Genomic DNA, 17,815 nt, shown 5'->3' with positions numbered 1-17,815 from the left:
GTATGGTCGTGTCACTGTCGTCGCGGAGGTGGCCCATGGTGCTCATCGGGATCTTGAGCGTCCTCGCGCTCCTGCTCGTGACGATGGGTGTGATCGACTTCAAGGCCCGCCGTCGGGGCATGGGCTACAAGGGCGTCGACACCTCGACGGCCCGCAACGACCAGCGCGCGTACGAGGCCCAGATGCGTCAGCAGATGGGCGGCTCCGACGTCCGGAACTTCCCCGGCAACACGGGCGGCTTCTGATGGAGATCCTCTTCGGGCTCGCCGGCATCGTGGTGCTGCTGCTGGTCGTCGCGGGCGTGAAGGACCTCAAGGCGCGCCGGCGCGGGGTTCGCATCCGGATCGGGAATCAGAGGGAGATGACCCCCGACCAGGCAGTGGCACAGGCCGAGCTGAACATGCGCACGCGCAACGACGGCCCCGGCACCTTCGGGCCGTTCTGAACTAGAACCGCCGCGCGTCGAGGTGGCCGAACGGCCCGTCGACGGCCCGCAGCCGTTCGGCGAGGGTCGCCGCCCCGGCGCGGTCATCGGCGTCGAGCCGGTCGGCCAGCGCGTGCAGCCGGGCGGCGTGCCCGGCGGCCCGGTCCCGGGCGTAGCCGGCCGCGCTGTCGTGGCTGACCATGAACGCCCAGTCGCTGGACAACGCCAGCAGCGCCTCCCGGACGAGTTGGTCCAGCACCGGATCGCGGACCGGTCCGCGGTGCGCGTCGAGCGTCGAGAGCAGCCGCTCCTGCACCCCTTTGGCCGCGAGCACCAGGTCCTGCACGGCCGGCCCCTCCCAGACCCGCCAGTCCTTCCCGGACCCCCAGGACGAGCGGCCGAGTTCCACCGGTGGCCCGACCAGCCCGTCCTCGGCCGCGCCGCGCAGCGTGGTCACCCGGATCCCGGCCGCCGGCAGCGCGGTCAGCACGGCCGCCAGCCAGTCCGGGCCCTCGTGCCAGTGGTGACCGAACAGCTCGGTGTCGAACGCGGCGACGACCAGCCCGGGTCGGCCGTTGCGGTCGGCCAGGTCCCGCAGCCGGGTCCGGACGGTGTCGGTGAAGTCGGCCGCGTCCCGGCGTACGGCGGCCGCGGCCAGGTCCGGCTCCCAGGGCCGCTTCGCCTCGGGCGGGACGTGCCGGCCGGTGACCCGGGCCGGCCGGAAGCCGGAGGCGTGGTCGAAGGTGTGGAAGTCGCGGTAGTCCGGCGCGCCCGGGTAGCCCGCCCGCGGTGACCAGACCCGGTAGCTGACCTCCAGGTCGCGACCGAAGCAGAGGACGTCGGTGGACCCGACCGGCCGGGCCGCGGCGGTGTCGCCGCGCAGGGCGGGGGAGTCGACCACGAACCGCTCGACCCCGGCCGCCGCGTACAGGGCCTCCTGGCCGGGGGCGTGACCGCACTCGGGCAGCCAGATGCCGGCCGGCCGCCGGCCCAGCCGGAGCGTCGCGTCGTCCAGCCCGGCGTGCAGCGAACCCGCCGCGACCCGCGGCTCCAGCAGCGGCAGGAAGGGGTGCGTGGCCGGGCCGCCGAGCAGCTCGACCACGCCCGCGTCCACCAGCGGCCGCAGCACGCCGGACAGGCCGCCGGACAGCCAGCGGTCCTCCAGGTCGGCCAGGCATTCGGTGGCGGCGCGGAACTCGTACCGGGCCAGCGCGGGGTTGCGCGGGGCCAGCTCCTGCGCCCGCAGCTGCCAGCCGCCGGCCCAGGTGTGCAGCTCCCGCAGGCAGTACGGGTCGTCGAGCATCGCCGCCAGCACCGGCGTCACGCCCAGGGTGAGCACGTCCCGGGCGCCGTCGGCGGCCAGCCGGTCGAGCAGCCCGAGGACCCGCCGCCAGGACCCGGTGAACGCCTGGTGCAGCCACTCCTCACCCACCGGCCAGGCCCCGGCGTGCGCGACCCAGGGCAGGTGGGTGTGCAGCACCAGGCAGAACGTGCCGACCGGCTTCACGACGCGCGCCGCACCGCCACCGCCACCAGGTCGAGGCAGGTGTCCAGGTCGCCGGGCTCGAGCACGAAGTCCGCGGTCCGGACCCCGGCGACCGCCCGCCGCAGCTCCGGGTGCCAGGTCCCGGGCGGCCCGGCCAGCTGCGCCTCGACCAGCGAGCCGAACCGCTTGTCCAGGCGGCGCAGCCGCGGCCGGTGCCGCAGCCCGAGCAGCCGGCTGACCTCGAAGCCGCCCTCGGTCAGCAGCGTGGTGAACTCGGCCGGGTCCAGCTCGCGGTGGTGGAAGGGGTTCAGCGGCCGGTTCTCCGGCGAGAACGTCAGCCGGTTCGGCGTGGTCAGCAGCAGCGTGCCGGCCGGGCGCAGCACCCGGGCGCACTCGGCCAGGAAGCCGGGCTGGTCCCAGAGGTGCTCGATCACCTGCAGGCTGGCGACGACGTCGACCGCGCCGTCCGCGACCGGCAGGCCGGCCAGGTTGCCCCGCACCGGCCGCACCCGCGGGTACGCCCTGGCCACGTGCCCGACCGCGGCCCGGTCGTAGTCCAGGCCGAGCACGGTCTGCGCGACCGTGGCGATCCGGTCCGCGCCGTACCCCTCGCCGCAGCCGGCCTCCAGGACGACCGCGCCGAGGCAGAACGGAAGCACCGCGTCGTACGCGGCCTCGTGCCGGCGGAACCAGTAGTTCTCCGCCGGGATGCCCGGCAGGGTGCGCTCTCCGGTGAGCTGGAGGGTCGGATGCACCGACGAAGCCTCGCACATCGGGCAAGTCGCGCATCTTCCGCGCGTGCGCGCCGCCGTCCACTGTGGACGCCGCGTCGCCGGCCGTGCTGGACCGGTGGACGACAAGGACCTGCCCTCTCTGGTCGCGCCGTGAGGTTCGCCACCCGCCCGCCTGACCTCGCAGCTCAGCCCGGCGCCGCGTACGCCAGACTGGTCCCGGCGCTGGCCCGATGACCCTGCGCATGAAATAACCTATGGCGGGCAGGCCGGTGAGCAGGATCACCGGCCGTCGTCGACCTACTTGTGAGTAACATCGGCGCACCTCACGGTGGAGGAGGACCGAGCACGTGGACATCGTCGTACTGGTCAAGCAGGTGCCCGACACCTGGGCCGAGCGCAAGCTCCAGGAGACGGACAAGACGCTCGACCGCGAGTCGGTCGACGCCGTCATGAACGAGATCGACGAGTACGCGGTCGAGGAGGCGCTCCGGCTCAAGGAGGCCCACGGCGGTGAGGTCACCGTCCTCACGATGGGCCCCGAGCGGGCGGCCGAGACGATCCGCAAGGCGCTGTCGATGGGCGCGGACAAGGCCGTGCACGTCAGCGACCCGGCGCTGCACGGCTCCTGTGCGGTGCAGACCGCCGAGACGCTGGCCGCGGCGCTCGGCACCATTCCTTTCGATCTGGTGGTGCTCGGGTCGGAGTCGACCGACGCCCGGCTGTCGGTGATGGCCGCGATGCTGAGCGAGAAGCTCGGCCTGCCGCAGCTCTCCGGCGCCCGCAAGGTCACGGTCGAGGACGGCACTGTCACGATCGAGCGGCAGACCGAGACCGGCTACGACCGGGTCCAGGGCGCGACGCCGGCCGTGGTGAGCGTGGTCGAGAAGATCAACGAGCCGCGGTACCCGTCGTTCAAGGGGATCATGGCCGCGAAGAAGAAGCCGGTCACGACGGTGACGGTGGCCGACCTCGGCCTCGACGCCGGCTCGGTGGGCCTGGCCAACGCGACCAGCGAGGTGCTCGAGATGACCCCGCGGCCGCCCCGGCAGGCCGGTCAGATCGTCAAGGACGAGGGTGACGGCGGCGCGAAGATCGCCGAGTTCCTCGCCGCCCAGAAGCTGCTCTAGGAGGCAGGGAGATGGCATCCGTTCTCGTCCTCGTCGAGCACGCCGAGGGCACCGTCAAGAAGGTCACGCTGGAGCTGCTCACCGCGGCCCGCACGATCGGCGAGCCCGTCGCGGTCGTCGTCGGCGCACCCGGCAGCGCGGCGGCCCTGACCGGCAAACTCGCCGAGTACGGCGCCGGCACGGTCGTGGTCGCCGAGACCGACGCGGTCGACAAGCACCTGGTCACCCCGCAGGTGGCCGTGCTGACCGACCTGGTGGCGTCCGAGTCGCCGGCCGCGGTGCTGCTGGCCTCGTCCGCGGAGGGCAAGGAGATCGCGGCCCGGCTGGCGATCCGGACCCGGTCCGGCATCCTCACCGACGCCGTCGGCCTGGACGGCGACGGCACCGCGACCCAGAGCGTCTTCGGCGGCGCGGTCGTGGTGAAGTCCCGCGTGAAGACCGGCACGCCGATCATCACGGTGCGGCCGAACTCGGTCACGGCCGAGGCCGCCCCGGCCGAGGCGAGCACCCGGTCGGTCGAGGTCACCCTGGACGACGCCGCCCGCGGGGCGACCGTGCTGGAGCGGGTCGTGGAGGAGAAAGGCAGCCGCCCGGCCCTCACCGACGCCTCGATCGTGGTCTCCGGCGGCCGCGGGATGGGCTCCGGCGACAACTTCGTGCTGGTCGAGGCGCTGGCCGACTCGCTCGGCGGGGCCGTGGGCGCGTCCCGGGCCGCCACCGACGCGGGCTGGTACCCGCACCAGAACCAGGTCGGCCAGACCGGCGTCACCGTCTCCCCGCAGCTGTACGTCGCGGTCGGCATCTCCGGCGCCATCCAGCACCGGGCCGGCATGCAGACGTCCAAGACGATCGTCGCGGTGAACAAGGATCCCGAGGCGCCGATCTTCGAGCTGGTCGACTTCGGCGTCGTCGGCGACCTGTTCCAGGTCGTCCCGCAGCTGACCGAGGAGGTCGGCAAGCGGAAGAACTGAGGCGGCTCCCGGCGTACCCGCGGGTTACGTTCGGGGCATGACCGACGGGATCTTCGCGCGCCCGTACCGGGTCGCGACGGTCGGGATCGTCGGGCTGATCAGCCTGATCGCGTTCGAGGCGGTGGCGGTCGCGACCGCGCTGCCGACCGCGGTCCGGGAGCTGAACGGGCTGGCCTACTACGGCTGGTCGTTCAGCGCGCTGCTGGTCACCTCGATGGTGGCCATGGTGATCTCGGGCGAGCTGAGCGACCGGTTCGGCCCGCGGGCGCCGGTGCTGATCGGCACCGCGTCGTTCCTGGCCGGGCTGCTGGTGGCCGGGTTCGCGCCGGACATGGGCGTGTTCCTCCTCGGCCGGGCGCTGCAGGGCGTCGGGGTCGGGCTGCTGATCGTGGTCATGACCGTGATGGTCGGCGACCAGTACCCGGAGCAGCTGCGGCCGCAGGTCTTCGGCGCGATCTCGGCCGCCTGGGTGCTGCCCGCGCTGATCGGGCCGGTGATCGCGGGCGCGCTGGCGCAGGGGCCGGGCTGGCGCTGGGTCTTCCTCGGGCTGGTCCCGCTGGTGGTGACGGCGCTGGCGTCGCTGACGCCGACCCTGCGGCGCAGTCGCCGGCCCGAGCATCCGGTCCCGCCGCGCCGGGCCCGCCGGGTGGCCGCGGTCGGCGCCGCGCTCGGGGTGGCGGCCGTGCAGTGGGCGCTGCAGGACCTGTCCTGGGTGCGGGTGCCGGTGCTGCTGGCGGGACTGGTCCTGCTGGTGGTGTCGCTGCGCTCGCTGCTGCCGCGGGGGACCGGCGCGGTCCGGCGCGGGGTGCCGGCCGTGGTCGCGTTCCGGGGGCTGATGGCCGGGGTGTTCACCTCGATCGAGTCGCTGGTGCCGCTGACCCTCACGCTCGTGCACGGCTACTCGCCGACCGCGGCCGGCGTACCGCTGACGGTCGGCGCGCTCGGCTGGTCGGCCGCGTCGTACTGGCAGGGCCGGCACGGGCACGTACCCCGGCACCGGCTGATCCGGGCCTGCTTCGTGCTCATCTTCATCGCCGCCGCCGGCCTCGCGGTGGTCGCCCAGCCCTGGTCGCCGGCCTGGGTCATCTACCCGGTCTGGATCGCCGGCGGCGCCGGGATGGGGCTGGGCATGTCGAGCGTCTCGGTGCTGCTGCTGTCGTTCAGCCCGCCGGCCGAGCGCGGGGTGAACTCCTCCGCGCTGCAGCTGTCCGACGGCGTCGGCAGCGCGCTGTGCATCGGGCTCGGCGGCGCGCTGGTGGCCGCCAGCGCCCGCGGTCTGCTGCCGCTGAACCGGGCCGCCGCCGCCCTGGATCTGGCCATGGCCGCGGTCGCGCTGGCCGGGGTCGTGCTGGCCGGCCGGGCCCGGCCGGCTGTCCGGGCGGCCTCACGCCGGCCGGACACCGAAGTCGTACGCTGATCGGTGATGCACTACCTGGATCACGCCGCGACGACCCCGATGCTGCCGGAGGCGGCCGAGGCCGTCGCCGCCGCCTTCCGCGACACCGGCAACCCGTCCTCGCTGCACGCCGCCGGCCGCCGGGCCCGTCGCGTCGTCGAGGAGTCGCGCGAACGGCTGGCCGCCGTGGTCGGGGCCAAGCCGTACGAGGTGGTCTTCACCGGCGGCGGGACCGAGGCCGACAACCTCGCGGTCAAGGGCATCTTCTGGGCCCGCCGGGCCGCCGACCCGCGCCGCCGCCGGCTGCTGGTCAGCGCGATCGAGCACCACGCGGTCGTCGACTCGGTCGAGTGGCTGGAGCGGCACGAGGGTGCGCTGGTCACCTGGCTGCCGGTCGACCCGTACGGGCGGGTGCGGCCGGAGACGCTGCGCGCCGCGCTGGCCGAGCCGGACGACGTCGCGCTGGTGTCCGTGATGTGGGCCAACAACGAGGTCGGCACGGTGCAGCCGATCGCGGCGCTGGCCGCGATCGCGGCCGAGCACGGGGTGCCGTTCCACACCGACGCGGTGCAGGCCGTCGGGGCGGTTCCGGTCGACTTCGGCGCGTCCGGCGCGGACGCGCTCGCGCTGACCGGGCACAAGCTCGGCGGGCCGGTCGGCGCCGGCGCGCTGCTGCTCGGCCGGGACGTCGAGTGCGCGGCGCTGCTGCACGGCGGCGGGCAGGAGCGCGAGGTCCGCTCGGGCACCCTGAACACCGCCGCGATCGTCGGGCTGGCGGTCGCGACCGAGGCCGCGGTGACGAACCGGCCCGCGACCATGGCCCGGGTGGCGCAGCTGCGGGACGAGCTCGTCGCCGGCGTACGGGCCCGGGTACCGGACGCGGTGCTGTCCGGCGACCCGGCCGACCGGCTGCCCGGCAACGCGCACTTCGCCTTCCCCGGCTGCGAGGGCGACTCGCTGCTCATGCTGCTGGACGCGCGCGGGGTCGAGTGCTCGACCGGGTCGGCCTGCTCGGCCGGCGTCGCGCAGCCCAGCCACGTGCTGCTCGCGATGGGGGCGGAAGCGGAGCTGGCCCGCGGCTCGCTGCGGTTCTCGCTCGGGCACAGCTCGACCTCGTCCGACGTGGACGCGCTGCTGGCCGTACTGCCCGGGGCGGTGGAGCGGTCCCGGCGGGCCGTGCTGGCGGCGTCCCGATGAAGGTGCTCGCCGCCGTCTCCGGCGGGGTCGACTCGGCCGTCGCGATGGCCCGCGCGGTCGACGCCGGGCACGACGTGACCGCGGTGCACCTCGCGCTGGCCCGCAACCCCGCCTCGACCCGGACCGGCGCCCGTGGCTGCTGCACGCTGGAGGACGCCCGCGACGCCCGCCGCGCCGCGGACGTGCTCGGCGTCCCGTTCTACGTCTGGGACCTGGCCGAGCGGTTCCACGCCGACGTCATCGACGACTTCGTCGCGGAGTACGCGGCCGGCCGGACCCCGAACCCCTGCCTGCGCTGCAACGAGAAGATCAAGTTCGCGGCGGTGCTGGACCGGGCGCTCGCGCTCGGCTTCGACGCGGTCGTCACCGGACACCACGCCCGGCTCGACGGCGGGGTGCTGCGGCGCTCGGTCGACCCGGCCAAGGACCAGTCGTACGTGCTGGCGGTACTGACCGCGGCGCAGCTCGCGCACGCGGTCTTCCCGCTCGGGTCCTCGACCAAGGAGTCGGTGCGGGCCGAGGCCGCCGCGCGCGGGCTGGCGGTCGCCGACAAGCCCGACTCGCACGACATCTGCTTCATCGCCGACGGTGACACCCGCGGCTACCTGCAGCGGGCCCTCGGCGACCGGCCCGGGGCGCTGGTCGACGCCGAGACCGGGGCCGAGGTCGGCCGGCACGACGGCGCGTACGGGTTCACGATCGGCCAGCGGCGCGGGCTGGGATTGGACCGTCCCGACGGCGAGCCCCGGTACGTGCTGTCGATCGAGCCGGTCGGCGGGACCGTGACGGTGGGCCCGGGGTCGCGGCTGGACGTCGGGTCGGTCACCGGTTCGCGTCCGGTCTGGACGTCCGGGTCGGTGCCGTCGTCGTCCTTCGGGTGCCTGGCCCAGCTGCGGGCGCACGCCGCGCCGGTGCCGGCGGCCGTCACGGTCGGCCCGGACTCGGTCGAGGTCCGGCTGCTCTCGCCGGTACGCGGCGTGGCCACCGGGCAGGCCGTCGTCCTCTACGACGACGACGCCGTCCTCGGCTCCGCCACCATCTCCGCCACCGCGCCGATCCCCGTCCCCGCCGGAGCCTCTGTCGTCCGCGCCTGAGCCTCTGTCGTCCCGGCTTGAGCCGCGCCCGCGCGCTCAGCGGAGGAGGCGGGCCGGCGTCGTTCCGGCGAGGGTGTGGCAGTCGCGGGTGAGGTGAGGCTGGTCCGCATAGCCGGCCTCGACGGCCAGCCGGGCCAGCCCGGCGTCCGGATCGGACCGGCCCAGCGCGAGGAACCGCTGCAGCCGCAACACCCGGTCCAGGGTCTTCGCGCCGTACCCGAAGGCGGTCAGGCAGCGCCGGTGCAGCTGCCGCTCCGACAGCCCGGTCCAGGCCGCGAGCCCGGCCACCCCGGCCGACCGGCGCCCGAGCTGCCCCGCGACGGCCAGCGCGACCGGATCCGGCGCGGGAGCGTCGGCCAACCGGCGCCGGACCGCGTCGGTCAGCTCCGCGACCCGATCCGAGGCGTCGGACACCTGCCGCTCCAGCAGCGCACCGTCCGCCCACAGCTCGGCCAGCGGCACCCGCCGGTCCCGCAGGTCGGACGCGGGCAGCCCCAGCACGGCCGGCGCCGCGCCCGGCCGGAACCGCACCGCCGCGATCTCGACCCCGGGCCGCACCTCGCTGCGGGCGACCACCGAGTCGGGCCCGGCGACCATCAGCGCGCCGCCGACCCACATCAGGTCCAGGCAGCCGTCGGGCAGCACCGTCCCGGACCCGCCGGTGACCCGGGTCCAGGAACAGCGCAGGTGGCCGGCGAGGTCCGCCGGGGGTGCCGCCTCCGCGTACATGCCTGCATCCTGCCCGGCCGCACCGACAGATTTGCTCGGACTAGGGTCCGCCTGTGACCGAGGTGGAGTGGACGGGCGTGGCGACCGGGATCGGCTCGCTGCCCGGGACGGATCCGGCCGAGGCGGTCCGGATCGTGCTCGGCGAGCTGCCCGGAATGCCGCACGTGCCGGAGCTGCCGGCCCGCGGGGTCGGCGCCGACATGGTCGGGCGGGGCGCGACGTTCCTGGTCGACCTGCCGGTGGACGTGCAGCCCTCCGGCTGGCGGCTGGTCGACCACCCCGGCCGCGACTCCCGCCGGGCCGCCGACCTGCTCGCCCGCGACCTCGACACCCTCGAGGACCTGGCCCAGGACTACGCCGGACCGCTGAAACTGCAGGTCGTGGGCCCGTGGACGCTCGCGTCGACGCTGGAGCTGCACTACGGCGACAAGGCCGTCTCCGATCCCGGCGCGGTCCGGGACCTGATCCAGTCGCTGTCCGAGGGGGTCCGGCGGCACGTCGCCGACCTGGCCGGACGGCTGCCGAACGCGCAGATCGTGCTGCAGCTGGACGAGCCGTGGCTGCCGGCGGTGCTGACCGGGCAGGTACCGACCGCGAGCGGGTTCGGCACGCTGCGGACGATCGAGGAGCAGGTCGCGCGGGACGGGCTGATCGACGTGATCACGGCGGCGACCTCGGCCGGCGCCGTCCGTACGGTCGCGCACTGCTGCGCGCCCCGGCCGCCGGTCCAGCTGTTCCGGGACGCCGGGGTCGGCGCGGTCTCGCTGGACGCGTCGCTGCTCAAGACCGTCGACGAGGAGGCGATCGGCACCGGGGTCGAGGCCGGGCTCGGCCTCTGGCTGGGCGTGGTCCCGGGTACGGACGCGGAGCTGGGCGACCTGGGCGACACGGTCCGGGCCGTCCGCGGGATCTGGAGCCGCTTCGGCTTCCCCGCCACCCTGCTCCCCACCGCCGTCGTCCTCACCCCGGCCTGCGGCCTCGCCGGCGCGTCCCCGCCGTACGCCCGCGCCGCGATGCGCCGCGTCCGCGAAGCCGCCCACGCCCTGGCCGAAGACCCCGAAGGCTGATCCTCCGCGGCTTCGCGGCGGTTCCGACCGGTCCTCCGCGGCTTCGCCACGCCCCGACTGGCCGTGCCCGATTGCCGCGCCCCGACTGGCCGCGCCCCGACTGGCCGCGCCCCGACTGGCCGCGCTCCGACCGGCGGCCGGGCGCCCCGACTGGTCCCCGGGCGCGCCCGACTGGCTGCCGGTCCGATTCGGCGCCGCCGGCGTGCGGCCGCTCGGTGCGCGCCCCGACTGGTCGCCGCGCGAGGCCCGATTGGCCGCCGGGCGCCCGACTGGCGGCCGGTCCGGCTCGGCGCCGCCGGCCCGGACCCGCTCGGGTGCGGCCGTGCGGCCGTGCGGCCGTGCGGGATGCGGCGAGGCGGCGGCGCACGCCGCCGTGGGCCCGAATTGTCGGGGGCGGCGGATACGGTGCTCGGGTGAGTGAGATCGGGGAGGACCTGCCGGCCGTGCCGCCGGCGGCCGAGCCACGCCGGGCGACGCCCGAGGCGCGGGAGCGGGCCGCGGAGCTGGCGCAGGCGATCGACGACGCGCAATACCGCTACTACGTCCTCGACCGACCCACCCTCTCCGACCACGACTACGACGTCCGCATGCGCGAGCTCGAGGCGCTGGAGGACGAGTTCCCCGAGCTCCGGACGCCGAACTCGCCCACCCAGCGCGTCGGCGGGACGTACTCGACCTTGTTCACCCCGGTCGACCACGTCGAGCGGATGCTGAGCCTGGACAACGCGTTCTCCGGCGACGAGCTGGCGGCCTGGGCGCAGCGCGTCGAGCGCGACGCCGGCGCGGGCGCCGAATACCTCTGCGAGCTCAAGGTCGACGGCCTCGCGATCGACCTCGTGTACGAGAAGGGCCGGCTCGTCCGCGGCGCCACCCGCGGCGACGGCCGGACCGGCGAGGACGTCACGCCCAACCTGCGCACGCTCGACGACGTGCCCGACCAGCTGACCGGCGAGCACATCCCCGAGCTGCTCGAGGTCCGGGGCGAGGTCTACTTCCCGGTGGCCGGCTTCGAGAAGCTCAACGAGTCGCTGGTCGAGGCGGGGAAGGCGGCGTTCGCCAACCCCCGCAACGCGGCCGCGGGCTCGCTGCGGCAGAAGGACCCGCGGGTCAGCGCGACCCGCCCGCTCCGGCTCGTGCTGCACGGCGTCGGCGCCCACCAGGGAAAGGCGCCCGACCGGCAGAGCGGCTGGTACGAGCTGCTGGCCGGCTGGGGCCTGCCGGTCTCCGACCGGGTCCGGGTGGTCAGGACCCTGGACGAGGTCGAGGACTACGTCTCCTACTACGGCGAGCACCGGCACGACGTCGAGCACGAGATCGACGGCGTCGTGGTCAAGGTCGACCAGCTCACGCTGCAACGGCGGCTCGGCTCGACCTCGCGCGCGCCGCGCTGGGCGATCGCGTTCAAGTACCCGCCGGAGGAGGTCAACACCAAGCTCCTCGACATCAAGGTCAACGTCGGGCGCACCGGCCGGGTCACGCCCTTCGGGCAGCTGGAGCCGGTCGTCGTGGCCGGCTCCACGGTCGGCCTGGCCACCCTGCACAACGAGAACGAGGTCCGCCGCAAGGGCGTCTGGATCGGCGACACCGTCGTGCTGCGCAAGGCCGGCGACGTGATCCCGGAGATCGTCGCGCCGGTGGGGGAGCATCCGCCGGGCGCGTACGAGTTCGTGATGCCGACGCACTGCCCGGAGTGCGGCACGAAGCTGCGCCGGGAGAAGGAGAGCGACGTCGACATCCGCTGTCCCAACTCGCGGTCGTGTCCCGCGCAGCTGCGGGAGCGGGTCTTCCACGTCGCCGGGCGGGGCGCGTTCGACATCGAGGCCCTCGGGTACGAGGCCGCGATCGCGCTGACCCGGATCCCGGCGGACGGCGGCGAGCCGGTGCTGGCCGACGAGGGCGACCTGTTCTTCCTCGACGTCGACCGGCTGACCCAGGCCGAGCTGTTCCGCAAGAAGGACGGCACCCCGTCCGCGAACGCGCTGCGGCTGCTGGAGAACGTGGCCGCGGCCAGGGACCGGCCGCTCTGGCGGGTGCTGGTCGGCTTGTCGATCCGGCACGTCGGGCCGACCGCGGCCCAGGCGCTGGCCCGGGAGTTCCGCTCGATGGACGCGATCCGGTCGGCCTCGGACGAGGAGCTCGCTGCCGCCGACGGGGTCGGGCCGACGATCGCCGAGGCGGTCCGGGAGTGGTTCGCGGTCGACTGGCACACCGACGTGGTCCGGCGCTGGGCCGAGGCCGGGGTCCGGATGGAGGACGCCGGCGCCGACGAGGGGCCGCGGCCGCTGGTCGGGATCACGGTCGTGGTGACGGGATCGCTGGCCGACTACAGCCGGGACGACGCCACCGACGCGATCCAGACCCGCGGCGGGAAGGTCACCGGCTCGGTGTCGAAGAAGACGTCGTTCGTGGTCGCCGGCGAGAGCCCCGGCTCCAAGTACGACAAGGCGCTGCAGGTCGGCGTCCCGATCCTGGACGACGCCGGCTTCGCGGTCCTGCTCGCCGACGGACCCGACGCCGCGCTGGAAATCGCCACCAAACCCGCCCCACCCGAGAAGCCCGCCAAGAAAACCCCCGCCAAGAAGCCCCTTGCCGACCCCGCCGACGCCGACGCCGACAAGAAACCGGCCAAGAAGACCGCGCCGAAGAAGGCACCTGCCGACCCGGCAGATGCCGACCAGAAGCCGCCCGAGAACGCCGCCGACCCGGCCGACCCCGAGGAGAAGCCGGCCAAGAGGACCGCCGCGAAGAAGGTCGCCGAGCAGGCCGACTCCGACGAGAAACCCGGCGAGAGGGCCCCGGTCAAGCGAGCTGCCGCCAAGAAGGCGCCCGCCAGGAAAGCCGTGGCGAAGAAGGCCGCCGCGGCGCCCTAGCGTCGCCGCTCGTCAGCGGCGGCGGGCCCGCGCCGACCCTGAGCCCAGCAGGTGCCGGGGCCGCGACGAGGGTCGCGCCACCCGCTCAGCGGCGGGTGCGTTGTTGGGGTGGCGGTGCGGCCTGGGCGGCGACCGTGACCGCGATCCCGGCCAGGTGCGCCAGCCGCATCAGCTCGGCCGGGCGCCAGGCCGGCCCGCCCGGGCGGCCGACCAGCACGGCCCGGTCCGGGTCGCCCAGCGGCGCGGCCGCGAGCTCCGTCCCGAGCGTGCCCCAGTCCGAGGGCACCCAGCGCGCGGTCGGGTCCAGCACCTGCACGCGCGCCAGCGGCAACCAGGGCAGGTCGACATCGGCCAGGTCCGGCGCGGCCGGCGACGCGGCCTCGACCAGCGGCCCGCGCTCGTCGTACCGGACCACGACCGCCCAGCCGGCCCGGAAGATCCGCGGCGCCCCGGAGACGAGCAGCTCGGCCGAGCGTTCCGGCGAGGTCGCCAGCGCCTCCAGCAGCTCCAGCTCGCGGTGCGCGTCCCCCGACCCGGCGTAGTAGCGCTGGATCGACTCGACGCTCACCCCCGGCACCGAGACCGCGGCGCTGACCAGCGTGTCGGCCAGCTTCCCGGGCGGCAGCTCGACGATGAGGTCGTCCACGGCGACCCCAGCGGAGCGCTCCACGACGTCGACGCTGAGGATGTCGGCCCCGGCCTCACCGAGCGCCGACGCGACCGCGCCCAGCATGCCGGGCCGATCCGGCAGCAGAACGCGCAGCAAGTAGGACACGCCGGGTCACCTCCGCCGGCCAGCGTGCCGCACCGATGTTTACAGCGTGTTACCCCTGACCACGTCGTCCGGTATCGGACGTTGCCGGGAGGAGTCCGGACAGCGACCGCGAGACGGCTGCACGGAGGCGGTGGGGCACCGCTGAACCCGCCCAGTCGTGACCAGACCGTGCCCGGCACCCGCTTCGGTCAGTCCAAAGGCGGCGCTAGGGTGACGCCATATAGCCCCGGCGCCGCCCGGGTTGTCGGTGATCCCGAGACCAGTGGAGCCCACATGCTTGGTACGAAGGCGAGGAGGGCGATCGTCCTCGCTGCGGTCGCGGCCCTGTCGGTCGCCGTCTCCAGTTGCGCGAAGAGCGATCGCAGCGACGACGCGGCCGGTGGCAACGGTGCCCAGACCAGCAGCAAGGACACTCTCGTATTCGGTGCGGCCGGGGACCCCAAGATGTTCGACCCCGCGTTCGCCTCCGACGGTGAGACGTTCCGAGTGCTCAAGCAGGTCTTCGAGGGCCTGGTCAAGACCAAGGAGGGCAGTGCCGACATCGAGCCGGCGCTGGCCACCAAGTGGGAGAGCAGCCCCGACGGCAAGGACTGGACGTTCACGCTGCGCCAGGGCGTGAAGTTCAGCGACGGCACCCCGTTCAACGCCGACGCGGTCTGCTTCAACTTCAACCGCTGGTACAACTTCACCGGCGCGCTGCAGAGCCCCGACGTCTCGACGTACTGGCAGGACACGTTCGGCGGCTTCGCGAAGAACGAGAGTGCCGACCTGCCCAGCAGCCTCTACAAGTCCTGCACCGCCTCCGGTGAGACCGCGAAGCTCTCGCTGACCAGCGCGACCGGCCGGATCCCCGCGGCGCTGGCGCTGCCCTCGTTCGCGATGCAGAGCCCGACCGCGCTGGCGAAGTACGACGGCGACAAGGTCACCGCCTCCGGCGACACCTTCCAGTACCCGTCGTACGCGCAGGCGCACCCGACCGGCACCGGTCCGTACATGTTCGCGGGTCGCGACGAGGCCCAGAAGACCGTGACGATCACCGCCAACCCGAACTACTGGGGCGACAAGGCGAAGATCAACAAGATCGTCTTCAAGGTCATCCCGGACAACAACGCCCGCAAGCAGGAGCTGCAGGCCGGCTCCATCGACGGGTACGACCTGGTCGCGCCCGGCGACATCAGCGGCCTGAAGACCGCGGGCGAGCAGATCCTCGACCGGCCGCCGTTCAACATCCTGTACCTGGGGATGAACCAGAAGAACCCGGCGCTGGCCAAGCCCCTGGTCCGCCAGGCGATCGCGTTGGCGATCAACCGGGACGCGCTGGTCAAGTCGAGCTTCCCGCCGGCCGCGCAGGTCGCCAAGGAGTTCATGCCGCCGGAGGTCGCCGGGTACGCCGACGACGTCACGACGTACAACTACGACCCGGCCAAGGCCAAGGCGCTGCTGGCGCAGGCGGGCGAGTCGAACCTGACGCTGAACTTCTGGTGGCCGACCGAGGTGAGCCGGCCGTACATGCCGGACCCGAAGCAGATCTTCTCGGTCATCCAGGCCGACCTGCAGAAGGCGGGCATCAAGATCACGCCGGTCGCCAAGGTGTGGAACTCGGGCTACCTGACCGGCGTGCAGACCGGCAAGGCCGACCTGCACCTGCTCGGCTGGACCGGTGACTACAACGACGCGTACAACTTCGACGGCACGTTCTTCGGCCGGCCGAAGCCGGACTTCGGCTTCACCAACAAGCCGCTGTTCGACGCCATCGCCAAGGCGGACGCGATTCCGGACGCGACCCAGCGGGCGGACGCGTACAAGGGGGTCAACCGGCAGATCATGGACTTCGTGCCGGCCGTCCCGCTGGTCCACTCGCCGCCGTCGGTGGCCGTCGCGTCCAACGTGAAGGACTTCGTGCCGAGCCCCGTGCTCAACGACGACTTCTCGCTGGTCTTCACTTCCGGCCAGTAACGGACCGGGATGCTGCGCTTCGTCGTACGGCGTCTGCTGCAGCTGATCCCGATCCTGCTCGGCCTGTCGATCCTGCTGTTCGCGTGGTTGCGTCTCCTCCCAGGAGGGCCGGCTTCGGCCCTCCTGGGAGAGCGCGCCACCCCGGACCGGATCGCCGCGGTCAACCGCGCGTACGGGCTCGACCAGCCGATCTGGGTTCAGTACTGGCGCTATCTCAAGCAGGTGCTCCAGCTCGACTTCGGTGACTCCATCCAGACCGGACGGCCGGTCACCGAGGTGCTGCGAACCCAGTTCCCGGGCACCATCGAGCTGAGCACCGCCGCGCTGATCTTCGCGATCGGCATCGGGATCCCGCTGGGCTACTTCGCCGCCCGGCGGCAGGGCGGGATCCTGGACAGCCTGTCCGTGATCGGCTCCCTCGTCGGGGTCACGATCCCGGTGTTCTTCCTGGCCTTCCTGCTCAAGTACCTCTTCGCGGTGAAGCTGGGCTGGCTGCCGCCCTCGGGCCGGCAGGACGTCCGCATCGACGCCACCCACGTGACGAACTTCTTCGTCCTGGACGGCCTCATCACCCGCGAGTTGGACGCGTCCTGGGACGCGGTCAAGCACCTCATCCTGCCCGGCGTCGCGCTGGGCACGATCCCGCTGGCGATCATCGTGCGGATCACCCGGGCCGCGGTCCTGGACGTGGTGAACGAGGACTACGTCCGCACGGCGGAGGCCAAGGGCCTGACCACCGCGGTGATCCGGCGCCGGCACGTGCTGCGCAACGCCATGCTGCCGGTGGTCACCACGATCGGCCTGCAGCTCGGCCTGCTGCTGTCCGGCGCGATCCTCACCGAGACGGTGTTCGCGTTCCCGGGTATCGGGCAGGAGATCTACAGCGCGATCATCAACAAGGACTACGCCGTGCTGCAGGGGGCGATCCTCGTCATCGCGGTGCTGTACGTGCTGATCAACCTGGTCGTCGACCTGCTGTACGGCGTCCTCGACCCGAGGGTGAGGGTGCGATGACGACGGCGACCCAGGTCGACGCCGCCGGCGCCGGTGTCTTCGCCGGCGACGAGTCCGCCGGCGGCCGGTGGAACGAGGCGTTCAAGCGGCTGCGCCGCAACCCGATCGCCATCCTCGGCGCGCTGCTGGTGCTGGCGTTCATCCTCGTCGCCATCTTCGCGCCGCTGCTGGCCGGGCACGACCCCAACGACCAGATCCTGCTCGACGAGGTCCGCCCGGGCTCGGCCCCCGGACCGCGGCCCGGCTTCCCGCTGGGCGCCGACCAGCTCGGCCGCGACGAGCTGGCCCGGCTGCTCTACGGCTCCCGCCAGTCCCTGCTCGTCGGCGTGGTCTCCACCCTGCTGGGCCTGACGATCGGGCTGCTGATGGGCGGGCTGGCCGGCGCGTTCGGCGGGCGGGTCGACAACGCGCTGATGCGGGTGACCGACCTGATGCTGTCGATCCCCGGCCTGCTCACCGCGATCACGATCTCGGTCATCCTGGGCCAGTCGCTGACCTCGGTGATGATCGCGATCGCGATCGTCAACGTGCCGATCTTCGCCCGGCTGCTGCGCGGGTCGATGCTGGCCCAGCGCGAGGCCGACTACGTGCTGGCCGCCCGCAGCATCGGGCTGAAACGCCGGACCGTGGTGCTCTCGCACATCGTGCCCAACTCGCTCGGCCCGGTGATCGTGCAGGCCACGCTGACGCTGGCGACCTCGATCATCGACGCGGCCGCGCTGTCCTTCCTCGGCCTGGGCAACCCCGACGACACCCGGCCGGAGTGGGGGCAGATGCTCTCCGACGCGCAGAACCTGCTCTCCACGCGGGCGGCGCTGGCGTTCTACCCCTGCATCGCGATCGTGCTGGCCGCGCTCGGGTTCACGCTGCTGGGCGAGTCGCTGCGCGAGGCCCTCGACCCGAAGTTCCGCCGGTGAGGCGGCCGATGCCGCCCCCGGCGCTTCCGGCGCGGCCGGTGCGGACATCGGAGGCGCG

General features: G+C 73.8%; 15 protein-coding genes and 1 pseudogene. 12 read left to right on the top strand and 4 right to left on the bottom strand.

The genetic code is table 11. The features are described 5' to 3' along the window. Window positions 1-35 precede the first annotated feature (35 nt). Together VGP36_05780 and VGP36_05775 are read left to right on the top strand one after the other, a co-directional pair. Window positions 36-245, top strand: a complete 210-nt coding sequence (locus tag VGP36_05780; GenBank protein HEV7654233.1) for a hypothetical protein — start codon at window positions 36-38, stop codon at window positions 243-245. After that, window positions 245-445 (top strand): hypothetical protein, encoded by a 201-nt coding sequence (locus VGP36_05775; GenBank protein ID HEV7654232.1) that lies wholly within the window; start codon window positions 245-247, stop codon window positions 443-445. The genes VGP36_05780 and VGP36_05775 overlap by 1 nt, the downstream gene beginning before the upstream one ends. A 1-nt stretch (window position 446) precedes the next feature. Here VGP36_05775 and VGP36_05770 read toward each other — a convergent pair whose 3' ends face one another. Continuing rightward, window positions 447-1,931: a 1,4-alpha-glucan branching protein domain-containing protein gene (locus VGP36_05770; GenBank protein ID HEV7654231.1), complete on the bottom strand. Its 1,485-nt coding sequence runs from the start codon at window positions 1,929-1,931 to the stop codon at window positions 447-449. Beyond that, a complete protein-coding gene (locus VGP36_05765; GenBank protein HEV7654230.1) occupies window positions 1,928-2,683 on the bottom strand; it encodes a class I SAM-dependent methyltransferase in 756 nt (251 codons plus the stop codon). Before VGP36_05765 ends, VGP36_05770 begins: the two co-directional genes overlap by 4 nt. Before the next feature lie 308 nt (window positions 2,684-2,991). On the opposite strand from VGP36_05765, the gene VGP36_05760 reads away from it, so the two are divergent. From VGP36_05760 to mnmA, 5 genes are read left to right on the top strand one after another with little or no spacing between them, the layout of a single operon-like run. Then, the gene (locus tag VGP36_05760) at window positions 2,992-3,771 is read left to right on the top strand and encodes an electron transfer flavoprotein subunit beta/FixA family protein (protein HEV7654229.1); all 780 of its coding nucleotides are present in this window, start codon (window positions 2,992-2,994) and stop codon (window positions 3,769-3,771) included. An 11-nt stretch (window positions 3,772-3,782) separates the two neighbouring features. Next, window positions 3,783-4,742, top strand: a complete 960-nt coding sequence (locus VGP36_05755; protein HEV7654228.1) for an electron transfer flavoprotein subunit alpha/FixB family protein — start codon at window positions 3,783-3,785, stop codon at window positions 4,740-4,742. Between the two features lie 37 nt (window positions 4,743-4,779). Continuing rightward, window positions 4,780-6,159 carry an MFS transporter gene (locus VGP36_05750; protein HEV7654227.1) on the top strand — a complete coding sequence of 460 codons (1,380 nt, stop codon included), beginning with the start codon at window positions 4,780-4,782 and terminating at the stop codon, window positions 6,157-6,159. 6 nt (window positions 6,160-6,165) lie between these two features. After that, entirely contained in the window at window positions 6,166-7,335 is a 1,170-nt protein-coding gene (locus tag VGP36_05745; protein HEV7654226.1) for a cysteine desulfurase family protein, read from the top strand. Then, complete coding sequence (gene mnmA, locus VGP36_05740) at window positions 7,332-8,429, top strand: tRNA 2-thiouridine(34) synthase MnmA (protein HEV7654225.1); 1,098 nt, start codon at window positions 7,332-7,334, stop codon at window positions 8,427-8,429. Before VGP36_05745 ends, mnmA begins: the two co-directional genes overlap by 4 nt. 36 nt (window positions 8,430-8,465) lie before the next feature. Here the strand turns inward: mnmA and VGP36_05735 are convergent, their stop codons facing one another. Further along, window positions 8,466-9,158 carry a helix-turn-helix domain-containing protein gene (locus VGP36_05735; protein HEV7654224.1) on the bottom strand — a complete coding sequence of 231 codons (693 nt, stop codon included), beginning with the start codon at window positions 9,156-9,158 and terminating at the stop codon, window positions 8,466-8,468. 53 nt (window positions 9,159-9,211) lie between these two features. Between VGP36_05735 and VGP36_05730 the strand changes: the two genes are divergently transcribed. Together VGP36_05730 and ligA are read left to right on the top strand one after the other, a co-directional pair. Further along, window positions 9,212-10,225 (top strand): methionine synthase, encoded by a 1,014-nt coding sequence (locus VGP36_05730; protein ID HEV7654223.1) that lies wholly within the window; start codon window positions 9,212-9,214, stop codon window positions 10,223-10,225. Window positions 10,226-10,668: 443 nt separating this feature from the next. Beyond that, window positions 10,669-12,741 (top strand): annotated as a pseudogene (gene ligA / locus VGP36_05725) (NAD-dependent DNA ligase LigA). A 439-nt stretch (window positions 12,742-13,180) separates the two neighbouring features. Here the strand turns inward: ligA and VGP36_05720 are convergent. Then, entirely contained in the window at window positions 13,181-13,870 is a 690-nt protein-coding gene (locus VGP36_05720; GenBank protein HEV7654222.1) for an ACT domain-containing protein, read from the bottom strand. A gap of 273 nt (window positions 13,871-14,143) precedes the next feature. Here VGP36_05720 and VGP36_05715 point away from each other — a divergent pair, with 273 nt between their 5' ends. From VGP36_05715 to VGP36_05705, 3 genes are read left to right on the top strand one after another with little or no spacing between them, the layout of a single operon-like run. Then, the gene (locus tag VGP36_05715; GenBank protein HEV7654221.1) at window positions 14,144-15,826 is read left to right on the top strand and encodes an ABC transporter substrate-binding protein; all 1,683 of its coding nucleotides are present in this window, start codon (window positions 14,144-14,146) and stop codon (window positions 15,824-15,826) included. A gap of 9 nt (window positions 15,827-15,835) precedes the next feature. Further along, complete coding sequence (locus VGP36_05710; protein HEV7654220.1) at window positions 15,836-16,840, top strand: ABC transporter permease; 1,005 nt, start codon at window positions 15,836-15,838, stop codon at window positions 16,838-16,840. Further along, window positions 16,837-17,757 carry an ABC transporter permease gene (locus VGP36_05705; protein ID HEV7654219.1) on the top strand — a complete coding sequence of 307 codons (921 nt, stop codon included), beginning with the start codon at window positions 16,837-16,839 and terminating at the stop codon, window positions 17,755-17,757. Before VGP36_05710 ends, VGP36_05705 begins: the two co-directional genes overlap by 4 nt. Window positions 17,758-17,815: the final 58 nt, after the last annotated feature.

This window comes from Mycobacteriales bacterium (genome assembly GCA_035995165.1).
GTDB lineage: Bacteria > Actinomycetota > Actinomycetes > Mycobacteriales > CADCTP01 > CADCTP01.
Note: the sequence above shows the minus strand (reverse complement) of the source record. Positions and strands in the feature narration are given on the sequence as shown.